At 60.8% G+C, this 18,453-nt stretch carries 17 protein-coding genes; 3 read left to right on the top strand and 14 right to left on the bottom strand.

From position 1 onward, the window contains the following. The 3 genes from coaD to DT23_RS07185 all read right to left on the bottom strand — a co-directional run bounded on the left by coaD (nt 1) and on the right by DT23_RS07185 (nt 2,012). Nucleotides 1-498 carry a pantetheine-phosphate adenylyltransferase gene (coaD, locus tag DT23_RS07195; RefSeq protein ID WP_038129849.1) on the bottom strand — a complete coding sequence of 166 codons (498 nt, stop codon included), beginning with the start codon at nt 496-498 and terminating at the stop codon, nt 1-3. An 89-nt stretch (nt 499-587) separates the two neighbouring features. Beyond that, entirely contained in the window at nt 588-1,022 is a 435-nt protein-coding gene (locus tag DT23_RS07190; protein ID WP_038129847.1) for a CBS domain-containing protein, read from the bottom strand. A gap of 72 nt (nt 1,023-1,094) precedes the next feature. Then, the gene (locus tag DT23_RS07185; protein WP_081846976.1) at nt 1,095-2,012 is read right to left on the bottom strand and encodes a LysR family transcriptional regulator; all 918 of its coding nucleotides are present in this window, start codon (nt 2,010-2,012) and stop codon (nt 1,095-1,097) included. Nucleotides 2,013-2,122: 110 nt separating this feature from the next. Here DT23_RS07185 and DT23_RS07180 point away from each other — a divergent pair, with 110 nt between their 5' ends. Then, a complete protein-coding gene (locus tag DT23_RS07180) occupies nt 2,123-3,622 on the top strand; it encodes a CoA-acylating methylmalonate-semialdehyde dehydrogenase (protein WP_038129845.1) in 1,500 nt (499 codons plus the stop codon). Nucleotides 3,623-3,762: 140 nt separating this feature from the next. On the opposite strand, the gene DT23_RS07175 is transcribed toward DT23_RS07180, so the two are convergent. Beyond that, the gene (locus tag DT23_RS07175) at nt 3,763-4,506 is read right to left on the bottom strand and encodes a cytochrome c biogenesis CcdA family protein (RefSeq protein ID WP_038129843.1); all 744 of its coding nucleotides are present in this window, start codon (nt 4,504-4,506) and stop codon (nt 3,763-3,765) included. A 94-nt stretch (nt 4,507-4,600) separates the two neighbouring features. On the opposite strand from DT23_RS07175, the gene DT23_RS07170 reads away from it, so the two are divergent. Next, entirely contained in the window at nt 4,601-4,828 is a 228-nt protein-coding gene (locus DT23_RS07170; protein ID WP_038129841.1) for a sulfurtransferase TusA family protein, read from the top strand. A gap of 90 nt (nt 4,829-4,918) precedes the next feature. Here the strand turns inward: DT23_RS07170 and DT23_RS07165 are convergent, their stop codons facing one another. The 6 genes from DT23_RS07165 to DT23_RS07140 form a co-directional block, all read right to left on the bottom strand. After that, nucleotides 4,919-7,789 carry an Rne/Rng family ribonuclease gene (locus DT23_RS07165; RefSeq protein ID WP_038129840.1) on the bottom strand — a complete coding sequence of 957 codons (2,871 nt, stop codon included), beginning with the start codon at nt 7,787-7,789 and terminating at the stop codon, nt 4,919-4,921. 517 nt (nt 7,790-8,306) lie between these two features. Continuing rightward, nucleotides 8,307-9,302, bottom strand: coding sequence for a branched-chain amino acid ABC transporter permease (locus tag DT23_RS07160; RefSeq protein WP_081846974.1), 996 nt, complete (start codon nt 9,300-9,302; stop codon nt 8,307-8,309). A 12-nt stretch (nt 9,303-9,314) separates the two neighbouring features. After that, a complete protein-coding gene (locus tag DT23_RS07155; RefSeq protein ID WP_038129836.1) occupies nt 9,315-10,220 on the bottom strand; it encodes a branched-chain amino acid ABC transporter permease in 906 nt (301 codons plus the stop codon). A 15-nt stretch (nt 10,221-10,235) separates the two neighbouring features. Next, nucleotides 10,236-10,958: an ABC transporter ATP-binding protein gene (locus DT23_RS07150; protein WP_038129834.1), complete on the bottom strand. Its 723-nt coding sequence runs from the start codon at nt 10,956-10,958 to the stop codon at nt 10,236-10,238. Continuing rightward, nucleotides 10,955-11,725, bottom strand: a complete 771-nt coding sequence (locus DT23_RS07145) for an ABC transporter ATP-binding protein (RefSeq protein ID WP_038129832.1) — start codon at nt 11,723-11,725, stop codon at nt 10,955-10,957. Before DT23_RS07145 ends, DT23_RS07150 begins: the two co-directional genes overlap by 4 nt. A 72-nt stretch (nt 11,726-11,797) precedes the next feature. Continuing rightward, nucleotides 11,798-13,015: an ABC transporter substrate-binding protein gene (locus DT23_RS07140; RefSeq protein ID WP_038129829.1), complete on the bottom strand. Its 1,218-nt coding sequence runs from the start codon at nt 13,013-13,015 to the stop codon at nt 11,798-11,800. A gap of 365 nt (nt 13,016-13,380) precedes the next feature. On the opposite strand from DT23_RS07140, the gene DT23_RS07135 reads away from it, so the two are divergent. After that, nucleotides 13,381-14,295, top strand: coding sequence for a LysR family transcriptional regulator (locus DT23_RS07135; RefSeq protein WP_038129827.1), 915 nt, complete (start codon nt 13,381-13,383; stop codon nt 14,293-14,295). On the opposite strand, the gene DT23_RS07130 is transcribed toward DT23_RS07135, so the two are convergent. The 4 genes from DT23_RS07130 to purS form a co-directional block, all read right to left on the bottom strand. After that, nucleotides 14,286-15,617, bottom strand: a complete 1,332-nt coding sequence (locus DT23_RS07130) for a sigma-54-dependent transcriptional regulator (protein WP_038129824.1) — start codon at nt 15,615-15,617, stop codon at nt 14,286-14,288. The two genes, DT23_RS07135 and DT23_RS07130, sit on opposite strands and share 10 nt — an antisense overlap. Nucleotides 15,618-15,620: 3 nt before the next feature. Further along, on the bottom strand, nt 15,621-17,333 hold the full coding sequence (locus DT23_RS07125; protein ID WP_038129996.1) for a sensor histidine kinase: 1,713 nt from the start codon (nt 17,331-17,333) through the stop codon (nt 15,621-15,623). A gap of 133 nt (nt 17,334-17,466) precedes the next feature. Beyond that, nucleotides 17,467-18,135 carry a phosphoribosylformylglycinamidine synthase subunit PurQ gene (purQ, locus tag DT23_RS07120; RefSeq protein WP_038129822.1) on the bottom strand — a complete coding sequence of 223 codons (669 nt, stop codon included), beginning with the start codon at nt 18,133-18,135 and terminating at the stop codon, nt 17,467-17,469. 64 nt (nt 18,136-18,199) lie between these two features. Continuing rightward, nucleotides 18,200-18,439, bottom strand: coding sequence for a phosphoribosylformylglycinamidine synthase subunit PurS (gene purS, locus DT23_RS07115; RefSeq protein WP_038129820.1), 240 nt, complete (start codon nt 18,437-18,439; stop codon nt 18,200-18,202). Between the last annotated feature and the right edge of the window lie 14 nt (nt 18,440-18,453).

Genomic DNA, 18,453 nt, shown 5'->3' with positions numbered 1-18,453 from the left:
CTAGCCCTTTGAATAGGCCCGGGTAATCGCTTCGCGCACGGCGGGGGTGACGAATTTCGACACATCCCCGTCGAGCCGCGCGATCTCTTTGACCAGCTTGGACGCAATCGCCTGACGGCGCGCATCTGCCATCAGAAACACCGTTTCAATCTGCGGATCCAGCGCACGGTTCATGCCAACCATCTGGAATTCATATTCAAAATCGGCCACAGCGCGCAGACCGCGGACGATGACATTGGCCCCTACGTCGCGGGCGCAATCAATCAGCAGGTTTTCAAACGGATGCACAACGATTTCACCGCCACAGCGCGCTGTGATCGCGGCACATTCGGCCTTGATCATCGAAACCCGCTCTTCAAGCGAAAACAACGGCCCCTTGTCGCGGTTGATCGCCACGCCGATCACCAGCCGATCCACCAGCGCCAACGCGCGCTCAATGATGTCGAGATGACCCAGCGTGACCGGATCGAACGTTCCCGGATATAGTCCAATGCGCATGGCGTCCTCCCTTTTGCACCCCGTTCGGGTTGGCGCACGCAACTATATTGCGCGACCGATTGCAAGAGCGATGTCGCGCCAACCCGTCATCAGTTGCCCATGATCATGCCGGTCAGGGCCTCTTTTTCCATGTGAAGATCGCGCAGACGCGCCTTGACCACGTCCCCGATCGAGATCACGCCGATCATTTCGCCGTTTTGACGCACCGGCATGTGGCGGAACCGGCCTTCGGTCATGCGCTCCATCACGCCATCGGTGCTATCGGTCGGTTCACAGCATTTGATATCGCATGTCATCACCTCGGATGCGGTGAGCGTCAGACAGGCGCTGCCGCTTCTTGCGACTTCGCGCACGATGTCGCGCTCGGACAGAATACCAACAACTTTATGCCCGTCCGAGGTGACAACCACTGCACCAATACGCTTTGATGCCAAGAGGTTAGCAACATCGGCCAAGCTGGTCTCTGGCGTGACCGTAATGACGGGCAAGTCGCCCTTGTCCTTAAGAATCTGCATCACTTGCATAGCGGCCTCCCTGAAACATCCCATTTTTTCAAGCGTCTCACTGCAAGCGGGCCTTTGTCAACGGAAAGGCGATCACAGGCCCGCCAGAGTTGTGTCCGCCGCGAGACGTTCAAGGCGCGTGACCTCATCGCGCAAGCCCTGCCCCAACGCCTCGGCAAAGCGGGTCAGTCGCTCGGATCGGCGATCATCGGCGTGACGGATCAGCCAAAACGCGCGCTTGAGCGAGACCTCATCGGCCAGCACCCGCACCACGCCCGGCGCAAAGGGAATGGCGAAATCATGCACGATCCCGACCCCTGCGCCGCTTTGCACCATCCGGGTCTGCACCGAGGCCGAATTCGAGGCAAGCCCGACCACCTGCGCCTCGGTTTCGGCAAAGTAATCAAGCTCTTTGTCGAAAATCATGTCGGGAATATAGCCGATCATGCGATGGCCGCGCAGATCGGCCTTGCAGGTCAGCGGCGCGGAATTTGCCAGATACTCGCGATGCGCGGCCAGATGCAGGTGATAATCGGTCAGCTTTTGCACGGTCAGCCGCCCTGCCGTCGGGCGCGACACGGTGATCGCCATGTCGGCCTCGCGCTTGGACAGGTTGAACACGCGGGGCAGCGCGACGATCTGAACTTCCAGCCCCGGATTGGCGTCGGAAATCCGCGCGCAGACCTGTGGCAGCAGGTAATTCGCACAGCCGTCAGGCGCGCCGATGCGCAATTGTCCCGTCAACTGACCTGCCGCGCCCGACAGTTCCTCTTGCGCGCCCGCGAAAGCCTGCTCGGCGGCCTCGGCATGGGGCAACAAGCGATCTCCGGCCTCGGATAGCGCATAGCCTTGGGGCGATTTCACGAACAGCTTGGCCGACATCTCCTCTTCCAGCCGCGCAATGCGCCGACCGACTGTGGCGGCATCCAGCTTTAACGCCCGCCCCGCCCGTGACAGGCTTTCCGCGCGCGCCACGGCCAGAAATATACGCAGATCATCCCAATCGAGCATCACTCACCTTTGCAAAATTGCAAAACGCTTTTGAGTTACTTCCCCTTTTATCCTCATTTTCGCAAGACTATTGTCATGCCAAACCGAAACCCTGTTTGGAGGAGAACCCTATGGAAGAGATCGGTCACTGGATCAACGGCAAGCGCGTTGCAGGCACGTCGGGCCGCTTTAGCGATGTCTACAACCCCGCCACCGGCGAAGTGCAGGCGCGTGTGTCGCTGGCCTCTCCGGCAGAAATCGACGCCGCTGTCGCGGATGCCGCCGCGGCACAATTGCAGTGGATGAAAGTCAATCCGCAGCGCCGCGCCCGTGTGATGATGAAATTCGGCGCGCTGATTGAACGCGACATGGACAAGCTTGCCGAAGCGCTGTCGAAAGAGCATGGCAAAACGATCCCCGATGCGCGCGGCGATGTGCAGCGCGGCCTTGAGGTGATCGAGGTGTGCATGGGCGCCCCGGCGTTCCTGAAGGGCGAATATACCGGCGATGCAGGCCCCGGCATTGACCTTTACTCGATGCGTCAGCCGCTGGGCGTTGTGGCCGGCATCACGCCGTTCAACTTCCCTGCGATGATCCCGCTGTGGAAAATGGGCCCTGCCCTGTCCTCGGGCAACGCGATGATCCTCAAACCGTCCGAGCGCACGCCGACGACCGCCCTGATGCTGGCCGAGCTGGCACAAGAAGCAGGTCTGCCCGATGGCGTGTTGCAGGTGATCAACGGCGATAAAGAGGCCGTCGATACGATCCTTGATCATGAAACGGTTCAGGCGGTCGGCTTTGTCGGCTCGACCCCGATTGCGCAATATATCTACGGCCGCGCCGCCAATAACGGCAAGCGCGCGCAATGTTTCGGCGGTGCGAAGAACCACATGCTGATCATGCCCGATGCCGATATGGACAAGGCGGCTGACGCGCTGATCGGCGCAGGCTTTGGCGCGGCAGGCGAACGCTGCATGGCGATCTCGGTCGCAGTGCCGGTGGGCGAAGAGGCGGCAAACGCGCTGATCGAACGTCTCGTGCCGAAGATCGAGAAACTCAAAGTTGGCCCCTACACGGGTGGCGACGATGTCGATTACGGCCCCGTCATCACCGCAGCCGCCAAAGAGCGCATCCTTGGCCTGATCAATTCCGGTGTCGAGCAAGGCGCAAGTCTGGTTTGTGACGGTCGCGATTTCAGCCTACAAGGCTATGAAGACGGCTATTTCATCGGCCCGTCGCTGTTTGACAACGTCACCCCCGAGATGGACATCTACCAGCAGGAAGTCTTTGGTCCGGTCCTGTCGATGGTGCGTGCGAAAACCTACGAAGAGGCGCTCGATCTGGTGATCGACAACCCCTATGGCAACGGCACCTCGATCTTCACCGCCGATGGCGACACCGCGCGCGATTATGCGGCGAAGGTCAATGTGGGCATGGTTGGCATCAACTTCCCGATCCCGGTCCCGCTGAGCTATTACACCTTTGGCGGCTGGAAGAAGTCGGGCTTTGGCGATCTTAACCAATATGGCCCCGATGCGTTCCGCTTCTACACCAAGACCAAAACCGTCACGGCGCGCTGGTTCTCGGGGATCAAGGATGGCGCGAGCCTGAACTTCAAAGCGCTCGACTGATCGCTTCCCCAATACAAACGAAAAGGCCGCGCAATCCAGCGCGGCCTTTTTCATTGTCGTGTACCTGTCGGGGTGTCCGGCGGCGCAAGGCGCACGCGTTCGGGCCTCAGACGCTCACCGGAGCGTCTGCGAGACGCCCCTCACCCCAGCTTTGCCAGACCCGGGAACGTATCAAGCAGCCAGAAGCTGATGTTCGAGAACGCATTGGTCAGCAGCAAAATCCCGACAATCACCAACATCGCGCCCATCGTCTTTTCGATGATGCCCATATAGGGCTTGATCCGGTTCATCACGCCAATCGCGCGTTGGATGAACAGCGCCGCCAGCAGGAACGGAATCCCCAGCCCCAGCGCGTAGACCGCCAGCAATCCGGTGCCGCGCGCCATATCCCCGCCTTGTGCGGCAATCGAGAGGATCGCGCCCAGTTGCGGGCCGATGCAGGGCGTCCAGCCAAACGCGAATGCCAGCCCCAGCACATAAGCGCCAAGGCTGGAACCACCGCGATCGCCTGCGTCCAGCCGCGCCTCACGATCCAGAAACCCGATCCGGAATAGGCCAAGGAAATGCAGGCCCAGCACGACAATCACGCCCCCCGCGATGCGCCCGAACAGCACTTGGTTGGTCAGAAAGAACCGCCCGAACGCTGACGCCGTAAAGCCGAGGAACAGAAACACCGTCGACAGGCCCAGCACGAAAAAGATCGCAGGCACCACAGCCGAGCGTTTCCCCTCGCGCAGCTCGCCCATGCTGACCCCGCCCATATAGGCCAGATAGGGCGGCACAATGGGCAGCACGCAGGGCGACAGGAATGACAAAAGACCTGCAGAGAGCGCGACAAACGCGGCGGGCAGGAAGGCGGCACTGGCAAGATCGATTCCAAACATGCCCCACGCTTATCCTATCACGCAGGCGCGGTCACCTGTCCGTGAGATAACAACCTCGTGGACAAATCCGCGCGGGGGGAATACTGCGATTTTCATGAGCGATACCCTACAGATCGACGCGCGCGGCTTGCTATGCCCGCTGCCCGTTTTGCGCCTACGCAAGGCGCTTGCGGGGCTGGCCCCCGGCGCGCTGGTGCGTCTTGAGGCGACCGATGGCGCAAGCTGGATCGACGTGCCCCATTTTTGCGCCCAGGACGGGCATGATCTAGTATCCGCCGAGGATTGGGAAGGCGTAAAAGTCTATCTGGTGCGCAAGGGCTAGCGCCGCGCCGGCCAATGCTGATATTTCCGCGACCAATAGCAAAAAGGCCGGGCGCTGTGCCCGGCCTTTTGCATGTCTCACACCGCGATATTAGCCCCGGCTCCACCAACCGCGACGGCGGGATTTGGCAGGCTCGGCTTTTGCTTCAACCATCGTGTCGCCTTGGGGCATCTCGACGGGGGCTTCGGGCGGTGCCTCGGGGGGCATTTCCACCGGCGCTTCGCTTGGCGGGGTTACCGGCGTCTCGTCGGGCACCTGAACCGGCGCTTCGCTGGGCGCGGGCGGGGTTTCGACGGGCGCATCGGGCTGCGGCGCGTCCGGCTGCGGCGTTTCAGGCACATCCGGCGTTTCTACCGCTTCCGCAGCGACCGGCTCGGGTTTCTTGCGCGCGCGCGAACGGCGTTTCGGCTTGGCGGGTTCTTCCGCCGCCGGAGCCTCTGCCTCGCCCTCAACCGCGGCTTGCGCCTCGGCGTCAGGTTCGACTTTCTTGCGCGAACGGGTGCGCCGTTTCGGCTTGGGCGCCTCTTCCTCGGCCGCTGGTTCTGCGGCTTCAGTCGTCTCGGCTTGCGCGGCCTCTTCCTCAGCAGGCTCTTGCACTTTCTTGCGCGAGCGCGTGCGGCGTTTGGGCTTGGGGGCCTCTTCGACCGCCACTTCGCTCACCGCGGGGGCAGCTTCGCCAGCCTCAGCCGGGGCAGCAGCGGGCTGTTCGCCCTCGGAAGCCGGAGTGTCTGAGGCGTCCTGAGCGTTGCCCTCTTCGCCGTTCTGCGTTGCCTCATCGTCATTGGTCCGCTTCTTGCGACGACGACGGCGGCGTTTTTTCTTGGGCTGATCGTCTTCGCTCACCTCTGGCGTTTCGGCCTCTGCCTCTACGATTTCCGCCTCTTCAACGGCCTCGTCATCTTCATCCAGATCAATCTCGGCCATCAGGCTTGCCGTGGCAGAAACCACACCGCTTGTCACCTCCGGCACCAGACGGGTCGCGGTTTTCAACTTTTCCATCGTGAAGTCGGGCGAGATCAACTCGGGCGCGGCCTCGATGCGCACAGACATGCCATAGCGCGCCTCAATCGAGCCGATATGTTCGCGCTTGGCGTTGATCAGATAGTTGGCCACGGCCACCGGCGCACGCACCAGAACCTCGCGTGAGCGTTTGCGCGTGCCCTCTTCTTCAATGGCGCGCAGCACCGACAGCGCAAGGCTGTCATCCGAGCGAATGATCCCCGTGCCATGGCAATGCGAGCACGGCTGCGTGGTGCTTTCCAGCATCCCCGGACGCAGACGTTGGCGCGACATTTCCAGCAGGCCAAAGCCAGAGATACGGCCCACCTGAATGCGCGCACGGTCGGTTTTCAGCTTGTCTTTCAGGCGTTTCTCGACCGCGTTGTTATTGCGCCGCTCGTCCATGTCGATGAAGTCGATCACGATCAGACCGGCCAGATCGCGCAGGCGCAACTGGCGGGCCACCTCTTCGGCGGCCTCAAGGTTGGTCTTGGTCGCGGTTTCCTCAATCGAGCCCTCTTTGGTGGCCCGGCCCGAGTTCACGTCGATCGCCACGAGCGCCTCGGTGATGCCGATCACGATATAGCCGCCCGATTTGAGCTGCACGGTCGGATTGAACATGCCCGTGAGGTAGCTTTCGACCTGATAGCGGGCGAAAAGCGGCAGCGATTCCTGATAGTGTTTTACGTTTTTGGCGTGGCTCGGCATGATCATGCGCATGAAGTCTTTGGCGACGCGATAGCCGCGCTCGCCCTCGACCAGAACTTCGTCGATCTCTTTGGAATACAGATCCCGGATCGAGCGTTTGATCAGATCGCCTTCCTCGTAGATCGGCGCGGGGGCGATGGATTTCATCGTCAGATCGCGGATCTGCTCCCACAGGCGCATGAGATATTCGTAATCGCGCTTGATTTCCGTCTTGGTGCGTTGCGCGCCGGCAGTGCGCACGATCAGGCCCGCACCCTTGGGCACGTCGAACTCACCAGCGATTTCCTTAAGCTTCTTGCGGTCTGCAGCATTGGTGATCTTGCGCGAAATGCCACCGCCACGAGCGGTGTTGGGCATCAAGACGCAATAGCGACCGGCCAGCGACAGATAGGTTGTCAGCGCCGCGCCTTTGTTGCCGCGCTCTTCCTTGACGACCTGCACCAGCATGATCTGGCGCACTTTGATCACTTCCTGGATCTTGTAGCGGCGCGCACGGGCCTTGCGGGGCGGGCGAATTTCTTCCTGAACGTCTTCTTCGGCGATGGATTCGATCCCCGATGCGGCAGCGCGTCCAGCGGTGTCGCTGTCGTCGTCGTCTTCCGAGTCATCGTCGGAGGCGTCGCTGGACTCGTCGTCGTTAGAGACATCAGCAACCGGAGCATCGGCCTCGGGTGCTTCCCCAGTGGATGTCTCATCTGCGGGGGCCTCTTCAGCGGCCTCCGCAGCGGGTGCGACCTCAGCGGGCGCGTCTGCTACAACAGCTTGCGTCGCGTCAGCGGTTTCAACCGAAGCATTTTCACCAGCCTCACCATCATCACTTTCATGATCGACAATCGCCATGCCCGGAATTTCGTCCGAGCTGACAACGGCGTCATCGGGCGTGGCCTTTTCGGCCTTGGCCGGACGGCGCGAGCGGCGGCGGCGCGCGGGTTTGGGCTTGTCTTCCTCGGCCTCGGCGGCCTCGGCAAGCTGGCGCTCTTCCTCGATCAGTGCCTCACGATCCGCGACCGGGATCTGGTAATAATCGGGGTGGATTTCGGCGAAGGCCAGAAACCCGTGACGGTTGCCGCCGTAATCGACAAAAGCGGCCTGGAGCGAAGGCTCCACCCGCGTTATTTTTGCCAGATAGATATTGCCGGCGAGTTGCCGTCTGTTGATGGTTTCAAAGTCAAATTCCTCGACCTTGTTGCCGTCTGCCACCACGACGCGGGTTTCTTCCGCGTGGGTTGCATCGATAAGCATCTTCTTTGCCATGTAATTCCATTGCCCATGCCCTTACCGCCAAACCCGGAGGGCCTAGCGCACAAGTTGCATGATCTGTCCATAAGGCGACGGGCGGGCGGCACAGGCAAGCGGGCGCGGCCATTGCTGGCCCACCCTTGATCATTTGCCTCAGCTCGACACGCATCATCGCGGTTCTTTCCCAGACGCGCGGTTAATCCGGCGCCCCATTCAAAACCTCCATGCCCGGTAAGTGGCAGAGGGAGGCAAACTAGCGGCCTTGCGGCCAATCGGTTGATCCAAAATGCGCGCCACCTGCGCGAGCGTCGCGCATCGGGGCTGCCTGGAGATCAGCGAATTCCGGTGGGCCGAGCACGGGCGATGCCGTTGCGCAGCCAACTAACTGCGACCATAGCGGCACGTGCCCCCGAAACACAATCGAATTTTCGTTGCGTAAGTGTGAATCACGTCGCCCAGACAGCAAAACGCCCCCTCGGAGAAGCTCCGAAGGGGCGCATAAATCAGCCGCAACTTAGCGGTGCGGTTGCTTTTAAAGCGAGTTGATCTTGAGCAGGCGCGCCAGCTCTCCCACGATGCCACGGCGGAACAGCAGCACGCAGGCGATGAACGTGCCCCCGATCACAACCTGCACCCATGACCCGATCCCGCTTAGGGCATGTTGCAGCGCCACGACGATGAACGAGCCGACTACGGGGCCAAAGATCGTGCCCATACCGCCCAGCAGCGTCATCAGGATCACCTCGCCCGACATCTGCCAATGCGCATCCGTCAGAGAGGCGAACTGGAACACCAGCGCCTTGGTCGAGCCCGCAAGCCCCGCCAGCGCCGCCGACAACACGAACGCCAGCAGCTTGAAACGGTCCACGTTATAGCCCAGCGACAGCGCGCGCGGCTCGTTTTCGCGGATCGCCTGCAAGACCTGACCAAAGGGCGAATGGATGATCCGGTAGATCACCAAGAACCCGATCAGGAAGATCGCCGCTACCGTGTAATACATCGCCAGCGGTTGGTTGAGGTCGATAAAGCCCAGCAGATGGCCGCGCGGAATGCCTTGCAAGCCGTCCTCGCCACCCGTGAAGGGCAGTTGCAGCACAAGGAAATACACGATCTGCGCCAGTGCCAGCGTGATCATCGCAAAGTAGATCCCCTGACGGCGGATCGCCAGCGACCCCACGGCCCAGCCCAAAGCGGCCGCAAACAGCGTGCCCGTGGCGATCCCCAGAAGCGGCGGAAAGCCCCAGACCTTAAGCGCATGGCCCGCAATATAGGCCGCGCCGCCAAAGAAGGCGGCATGACCAAAGGACAGCAGCCCCGTGAAGCCGATCAACAGGTTGAAGGCGGCGGCAAACAGCGCGAAACACAGCAGTTGCATCACGAACACAGGATACAGCAGCGCCGGAGCGATCAGCAAAAAGCCGATCAGTGCGACCCAGAAAATCCCCTGCCAGATGCGCGAGCGCGTGCGGTGTTCGGGTTCTCCGGTGTTTTCCTCGAACTCGCCGATATCGGTGGTGGTATTGCTCATGTTACTCATCCTTTACCCCTGACGCCCGAACAGCCCGTTGGGCCGCACCAGCAAGATGATCACCATCAGCAGGAAGATCACGGTATTGGCGGCGGGGGCGTAAAACACCTTGGTGATGCCCTCGACCAGACCCAGCGAGAACCCGGTCACGACCGCCCCAGCAATCGAGCCCATCCCGCCGATCACCACCACCGCAAAGATCACGATGATCAGGTTGGCCCCCATCAAGGGGCTGACCGAGTAAATCGGCGCAGCCAGCACACCCGCAAGCCCCGCAAGACCGGTGCCAAAGCCAAAGGTCAGCATGACCATCAAAGGCACGTTGATGCCAAAGGCTTTCACCAGTTCGGGGTTTTCCGTGCCCGCGCGCAGACGCGAGCCGATCCGCGTGCGCTCGATCATGTACCAAACGACGAAACACACGACGATCGAGAAGATAATCACGAACAGGCGGTATTTCGGGAACATCATAAAGCCGAGGTTCACCACCCCGCGCAGGCTTTCGGGCATCCCCGGATAGGGCGTCCCCGAGGCGTTGAAGAAGTTGATGAACAGCCCTTGCAGCACCAGCGTGACGCCGAACGTCAGCAGCAGCGAATAGATCGGGTCCAGCTTATACAGACGTCGCAGCATGAAGCGCTCGATCAGCATGCCGAAACAGGCCACCAGCAGCGGCGCAATGATCAGCGCAGGCCAGAAGCCGATATGCAGCGCATCCAGCCCCACCCATGCCCCGGCATAGGAATACAGGATAAGCGCCAGAAACGCGCCCAGCATATAAAGCGCGCCATGGGCGAAATTGACCACGTTCAGCAGGCCGAAGATGACCGCCAAACCAAGGCTTAGCATGGCGTAGAACACGCCGTTATTGAGGCCCAGCATACCCTGGGCGAGGATCAGTCGGATCATAGGGTCCATGTTCGGTTTCCCTCCTTACACGCTCAGGTAATGGTTGAGACGGTCCATGCTGGACTCGACGTCGCCGGATTCGATGGTGTCGACCACCTCGCCATGTTCGATGACGTAATGACGATCAGCCAGCGGTGCGGCAAAGCGGAAGTTCTGCTCCACCAGCACAATCGTATAGCCACGCGATTTCAGATCGCGAATGACCCGGCCCAGCGTTTTGACGATCACGGGGGCCAGCCCCTCGGTGATCTCATCCAGCAGCAACAGCCGCGCGCCGGTGCGCAGGATACGTGCAATCGCCAGCATTTGCTGCTCGCCGCCCGACAGGCGCGTGCCCATCCGTTTGCGCACATTGGCAAGGTTGGGGAACATCTCGAAGAGTTCCTCAATCGGCATGCCATCGGGGCCCACGGCGGGCGGCAGCATCAGGTTTTCTTCCACGGTAAGCGAGCCAAAGATGCCGCGTTCCTCGGGACAAAACCCGATCCGGCCATCGGGCGTAATGCGATGGGCGGGCTTGGTGATGAATTCCTCGCCGTTGATCGCGATTGATCCGGTGCGGCGATCCACCATGCCCATGATCGAGCGCAGGGTCGTCGAGCGCCCTGCCCCGTTACGCCCGAGCAGCGTGATCAGCTGCCCCTCGGCCAGTTCCAGATTGATCCCGTGCAGCACATGGGATTCGCCATACCACGCGTGCAGGTTCTCGATTTTCAGCATCGGTTTAGTCAGGGTTGTCGTGCTCATACGGTCTCCTCCTGCTCATCGGCAGAGACGCCCATATAGGCCTCCATGACTTGCGGATTTTTCGACACGACCTCGTAAGGGCCTTCGGCCAGAACCTCGCCGCGCGCGAGCACGGTGATCGTATCGGCCAGATGCGCGACAACGCCAAGGTTGTGTTCGACCATGACAATCGTGCGCCCCTCGCGCACGCGCCCGATCAGATCGGTGACGGTGCCGACATCTTCAGTGCCCATGCCCTGCGTCGGCTCATCGAGCAACATCAACTCGGGCTCCAGCCCCAGCGTGGTGGCGATTTCCAGCGCGCGTTTGCGCCCGTAGGGCAGCTCAACGGCGCGCAGTTCGGCATAGTCCGCCAGCCCCACCCGTTCCAGCTGCGCCATCGCCTGCGCATCAAGATTGTGCAGCATCGCCTTGGAGCGCCAGAAATGATAGCTCACCCCTAGCCCGCGCTGTAGCGCAAGGCGCACGTTTTCCAGCACGGTGAGGTGGGGAAACACGGCCGAAATCTGGAACGAGCGCACGACGCCCATATTCGCGATTTCAGCGGGTTTCTTGTTGGTAATATCGGTATCATTGAACAAGATCTTGCCCGAACTGGGCGTGATGAACTTGGTCAACAGGTTGAACATCGTGGTTTTGCCCGCCCCGTTGGGGCCGATGATGGCATGGATCGAGCCGCGCTTGATGCGCAGATCAACCCCGTTTACGGCCACGAACCCGCCAAAATTTTTGGTCAGGTTGCGCGCCTCAAGGATCGTGTCGTTCATAGACTGGCCTTCGCACTGATACGCGTGCGGGGGCGCCCCCATCGGCGCGCCCCCGTCCGGTTTTTAATTGGCTTACTTGTTGACCAGCGGGCAACCGCCCTTGGCGAGCGAAGCATAGGCTTCATTGCCCGGGATCGTGCGGACCACATCGGCCACATCCCACGGGTCGGTGCCGCCTTCTTTGACCTTGAGCAGATACATATCATGCACCAGCAGGCCATCTTCGCGGATCTCGCCGCCCTTGGCAAAGAAGTCGTCGATCGGTTGTTTGCCAAGCTGCTCGCGCACTTTGTCGGGATCATCCGTGCCAACCGCCTTGATCGCGTTCAGATAGGCCATGGTGAGCGAGTAATCCGCGGCATGCGGGAAGGTCGGAGCCTCGCCGCCCGAGAATTTCTCATATTCCGCGGTCCATTTGCGCGAGGCATCGTCGCCATTCCAGTACCAGGCCGAGGTGAATTGCAGCCCCTTGGCAACATCAGTGCCCAGCGATTTCACATCCGAGATCAGCACCAGCATGCCCGCAAGCTGCTGACCGCCCTCGACGATGCCGAACTCATGCGCTTGCTTGATCGCGTTCACGGTATCCTGGCCGGCATTGGCCAGACCGATCACCTTTGCGCCCGAGCTTTGCGCTTGCAGCAGGTAGGACGAGAAGTCACTCGTGCCAAGCGGCACGTCCGAGCTACCCACGACTGTGCCACCGAGACTATCGATCACTTCGCTGGTGTTCTTTTGCAGCGCATGACCAAAAGCATAATCAGCGGTGATGAAATACCAGCTATCGCCGCCTTCCTTGACGACGGCCGTTGCAGTGCCAACGGGCAGTGCATGGGTGTCATAACCGTAGTGAATGCCATATTTCGTGCAATCCGCACCGGTTAGCGCGCTTGAAGCCGCGCCGACATTCATCGTGATGACTTTCTTGTCAGAGGCCAGTTTCTGCACCGCAAGACCGACCGCCGAGTTGGTCAGGTCGGTAATCATATCGACATGATCTTCGTCGATCCACTGACGTGCTGTCGCCGAACCGACGTCAGCCTTGTTCTGGTGGTCCGCCGAGATCACTTCGATCGGCTTGCCAAGCACGGTGCCGCCGAAGTCACGCACAGCCATTTTCACGGCATCCACAGCGCCCTTGCCCGAGAAGCCGGTCGAATACACGCCCGACATATCGCCGAGCACGCCGATTTTAACGACCCCGTCCGAAACCGCATCCTGCGCCAGCGCACCCTGTGCAGCCAGCATCAGCGCCGCAGCACTTACACCTGCGTAAATCTTTGATTTCATGAATTTTCCTCCCATTTCATGATCGAGCGTGACGATGGACCAGATCTGGTTTTACATCAAGCCGTTTTGTGATGCCGTCGAGGCCGAAGACCTGCGCGACATTTTATGATTGCTTTTCCTCCAGCACGAATGCGTCCCGTCTCCAGCAGTCACGCGCGGTTCTTTCAAAAAGCCCGACTGGCACCTTCCAGATCAACCCCTTAGCGCCATATTCGCCCTCTTTCCGGCTCAAATTTTTGTCAAAGCCTTCACATTGGGCGATTCTGGCTACGTGCCCAAAAGTGTAGCTGTGATTTGGCGCGCGACCATGCCACGTGTTGCGAAGTTGATGTGCGCAAATACCCATACGCGGTCAGGGAGACAGAATGACCTTCGATTGGAACGACCTTCGCTATTTTCTGGCTGTCGCGCGCGCGGGGCGTCTGACTGCGGCGGCAAAGGTGATCGGATCGGATCATGCGACCGTTTCGCGCCGGGTCGGGGCGTTGGAAAAACAGCTTGGCGCGCAACTGTTCGAACGCAGCCCGCGCGGCTATGCGTTGACCGGCGCCGGCGAGAGGCTGCTACGCCACAGTGAGCAGATCGAAAGCGTCGCGGCCAAGGTGCATGACGACATCGCAGGCGAGCTTTATGCGCTGTCAGGCTCGGTTCGGATCGGCGCGCCAGACGGGTTTGGGGCGTTTTTCCTGGCCCCGCGTCTGGCCGATTATGCTCGCGACAATCCCGATCTAGAAGTGCAACTGGTTGCCACGCCGCGCATTTTCAGCCTCTCCAAACGCGAGGCCGATATCGCCATCACCCTGTCGCGGCCCGAAAAGGGGCGGCTGATTTCGCGCAAGCTGACCGACTACACGCTGCATCTTTACGGCGCGCCTGAATATCTGAACGCCCATCCCGTCACCGATACCGAAACCTTGGACCAGCATCTACTGATCGGCTATATCCCCGAGTTGATCTACACGCCCGAGCTGGATTACCTGTCGCTGGTGATGGGCGATCACGTGCCCCAGCTGTCCTCGACCAACCTGTTTGCGCAGATGCGCGCGGTGGCGGCGGGCAAGGGGCTGGGGATTTTGCCCGATTTCATGGCCCATCACAGCCCCGAGCTGATCCCCGTTCTGCCCGAACAGATAGAGATCCGGCGCTCGTTCTGGCTGGTGGCGCATCAGGATTTGCGCGACAGCGCGCGGGTGCGCACCACGATGCGTTTCATTGCCGATCAGGTGGGGGCAGCGCGCGCCGAGTTTCTACCCGACACGCCGCGCCCCGATCACAAATAATCGGAGCGCTGCAGCCCGTATTTCGCCATTTTCTCGTTCAAGGTACGGCGCGGCAGGCAAAGTTCCTCCATGACCGCCGCGATAGATCCCTTGTGACGACGCATCGTGTTGTCGATCAGCATTTTCTCAAAGCTCTCGACATATTCTTTCAGCGGCTTGCCTTCGGTGGTGATCGCTGCCGGGCCGGTGTCTTCGTCATCGGCCATCAGTAGCGAGGCAATCGAGCCAGACCCACGGCGCGATTGCAGCACCGCACGCTCTGCTACGTTGATAAGCTGGCGCACATTGCCCGGCCACGGCGCTTGCAGCAGTTGCGCGGCCTCTTGCGCGGTGACCTCGGGGACGTCGCAGCCATATTCATCGGCGAATTGTTCCGACATCCGGTTGAACAGCGTTAGCACGTCTTCGCCCCGCGCACGCAACGGCGGCAGGGTGATTTTCAACGCGGCAAGGCGGTAATAGAGGTCAGGGCGCAGCGCATCTTCAACCGTCTTGCCCTCACCATGGGTATTGCAGATCGCGACAATCCGCGTCTCGGCAGGTGTGCCCTGATCGTTGATGAATTGCAGCAAGCGCGCCTGCAAGGGCTGGCTCAGCGCCTCGACATCCTCAAGACAAAGGGTGCCGCCGCGCGCCTCTTCCACAAGTGGCAAACCGCCCTCTTCGACAGGGCCGAACAGCTTGGCCGCCAGCGCCTCTTCGGTGAAAGCGGCACAGGACACCATGACAAATTTCTTGCCCGCGCGCGGGCCTGTGGCATGCAGCGCATGCGCCACAAGCGTTTTACCCGATCCGGTTTCGCCATCAATCAGCACATGACCGTCGGCCTGGCTCAGATCAAGCACATCCTCGCGCAGCCGCTCCATCGGCTCCGAAGTGCCGATCAGCTTGCCGATCACCTTTTCGCCCTTGGCCAGATCGCGGCGCAGGGCGCGGTTGTCCAACGTCGTGCGCCGGGCTTGCGTGGCGCGTTTGGCCAGTTCGGTCATCCGATCGGGACTAAAGGGTTTTTCCATGAAATCCATCGCGCCAAGGCGCATCGCCTCGACCGCCATAGGCACATCGCCATGCCCCGTGATCATGATCACCGGCAGACCGCTATCAAGGCCCATCAAGCGCTTGAGAAACGCCATTCCGTCCATCCCCGGCATCCGGATGTCGGAAATCACAACGCCCGGCCAATCCGCCCCGATTTCCTTCAGCGCATCCTCGGCAGTGGGATAGGTCTCGGTGTCAAAGCCCGACAGCGCCAGCCATTGGCTGACCGATTGGCGCATGTCCTCTTCGTCATCAACGATCGCGACCTTCATCATTCTAGCCATATTTTACTCCGCGGCCCTAATGGACCTGTTCTTGTCTGACAAAAGCGGCAACTGCACTTCGAACACAGCGCCCCCATCCTCAGAATTGTGCGCGGTCATGCGACCGCCAAAATCAGTCACAATGGACGAGGAAATCGCAAGGCCAAGCCCTGTCCCCTCGCCCGGTTTCTTCGTCGTCCAGAACGGCTCGAACAGCTTGTCGAGATCGCTGATCCCGGGGCCGTTGTCGCGCACGCTCAGAACGGCGGTCTCACCCGCTGTCAGCATCAGCTCGACCTGGGGTTCGGCTACTGACTTGGTGGCGTCCAGCGCATTGCGCAACAGGTTAATGATAACTTGCTCCAAACGGATGCGATCTGCCATCACCATAACAGATCCGCGCGGCATCGTGCGAATGATATGCAGTTTGCGCGTTTTGAGCTGTGGCTCCATCATCGCAAGCGCCTCAGAAAGTGCGGCGCGCAGATCGACCGGTTCGAACGCCTCGCCCCCCTTGCGGGCATAAGATTTGAGCTGGCGCGTGATCGCCCCCATCCGCCCGATCAGATCGTCGATGCGCTGGAACGAGGACAGCGCCTCTTCGGTGCGCCCGCGCTGGAGCAGTAGTTTCGCCCCCGCCAGATAGGTTTTCATCGCGGCCAAGGGCTGGTTCAACTCGTGGCTGACCGCCGCCGACATCTCGCCCAAAGCGGCGAGTTTGGAACTTTGCGCCAAGGTTTGCTCGGCCACGGCCAGATCCATCTGCGCTTTCTCACGCTCAGCAATCTCGCGCGACAGACGCACGTTGAGGGTGCGCAGCTCTGCCGATTCGGCGCGCAGGGCCTGACTTTGGCGCCGCGCACGCCGCGACAGCGCGTAAAACACCAGCGCCAGCAGGATCGCGAATCCCATGATCTCCAGCGCCAGAACGGCATTCACCCGCTCGCGGATCGAATCATAGCTGGTGAAGGCGATCATCTTCCAGCCGCGGAACGGCACACGCGCCTCGGTGCGCATCACCGCCTGCCCCTGAAGGTAGGCGTCAGGGGCCTCATTGGCCCAATCGGCGGTGGCCTGCAATGCGCGCTCGATCGCAGAGGGCGCCGAGCGCGCCGCCAAGGCCTGCGCCATCGTCACGCCCCGCCAGCGCGGCTCGGTCGTCAAAATGATCGTGCCGGAACTATCCGTCACTGCCACCGCATCCGAAATGCCAGCCCATGAGCGCTCAAATTTCGACAAATCCGCCTCAACCACAATCACACCGACGGGGCGGTTATCCTCCAGCACGACGCGGGAATAATCAAACTCGGCCCCGCCCGACGGATTGGTGTTGAGCGAAAAGATCGTATCGCGCGAACGCGTCGCATCGACAAAAAACGCCTGTGTCGGAAAGCTCATCCCGATCTGCATGCGATTGGTCGAGGCCACAACCCGCCCCTGCATATCCAGCAAGCGGATAGAGGCCACCGCAACCTCTTTGCGCGCCGAAATGAGCTGCGCTGAGGCCGTAGAATAATCATTGCTATCAAGAGCTTGAATGAGTTGCGGGTCGCGCGCAAGCAGCAGTGGCACGACGTTCGTGCGCTGCAACTCGGACATGATATTGCCGGTATACAGCGCCAGCCGCAGCTCGGCGCGCACACGCGTGGTTTCGGTGAACCGCTGCATCAGCCAGACATTGCTGACCCACATCACCGCCACGGCCAGCACCAGCACCGACGCCACCGTAAGCCGCATCAGCCAACGGCCACGCACGCGGCGCGCACCCGTCGAGGATTCATCGGCCTCGGGTAATATCAGATCTTGCGATGCTTCATCAGACATAGCGCCAACTTACGCCAGTGCGACAAGCGCGGGCAAGCATGCGCACTCAGGCGCTTGCCATGATCCCCGACAACGCGCGGAAAAGCGCCGCCCCGTCGGCGCCACCCTGCGCAGGCTCAATCGCGCGCTCGGGATGGGGCATCATTCCCAACACACGACGGTTTTCACTCAGAACGCCGGCAATATCATCGACTGATCCATTCGGGTTTTCAACATAGCGAAACGCAACGCGATCTTCGCCTTGCAACGCGGCCAAGCCATTGGGATCAATCTGATAATTGCCATCGTGATGTGCAATCGGAAAGGTCACCTGTGTGCCCACGCCGTAGCTTTCTGTATAGGCGCTATCGGCACTGGCGACGCTTAAAGCGACCGGCTTGCAGATATATTTCAACGTCGCATTGCGCATCAGCGCGCCCGGCAACAACCCCATCTCTGTCAAGATCTGAAAGCCGTTGCAAATGCCCAGAACATAACCGCCCCGACCCGCGAAATCGGCAATCGCCTGCCCCACGGGCGAGCGCGACGCAATCGCCCCGCAGCGCAGATAGTCGCCATAGGAAAACCCGCCCGGCACCGCGATCAGATCAATCCCGGCGGGCAGCTCGGTTTCCTTGTGCCAAACCTTGACCACCTGCGCCCCGGCCTTCTCAAAGCCCACGGCCAGATCGCGGTCGCAATTGGACCCGGGAAAGGTGATGACAGCGGCTTTCATCGCGGCGACTCCTGCTTCCAAGTGTTTGAAATATCCCGGGGGCCGGGGCAGCGCCCCGGCGGGTTCAGACGATCTCGACGGTGTATTTCTCGATCACCGTATTGGCGAGCAGCTTGTCGCACATCTGCGCCACTTCTACCTCGGCAGCCGCTTTATCGGTTGCGGCCAGATCCAGCTCGATCACCTTGCCCTGACGCACGCCCTCAACGCCCGAAAACCCCAGATGGCCCAGCGCGTGACGCACCGCCTCACCTTGCGGGTCAAGCACCCCATCTTTCAGCATCACATGCACGCGCGCTTTCATCGCCGGGGCTCCTT

Source organism: Thioclava indica, assembly GCF_000714545.1.
GTDB lineage: Bacteria > Pseudomonadota > Alphaproteobacteria > Rhodobacterales > Rhodobacteraceae > Thioclava > Thioclava indica.
Note: the sequence above shows the minus strand (reverse complement) of the source record. Positions and strands in the feature narration are given on the sequence as shown.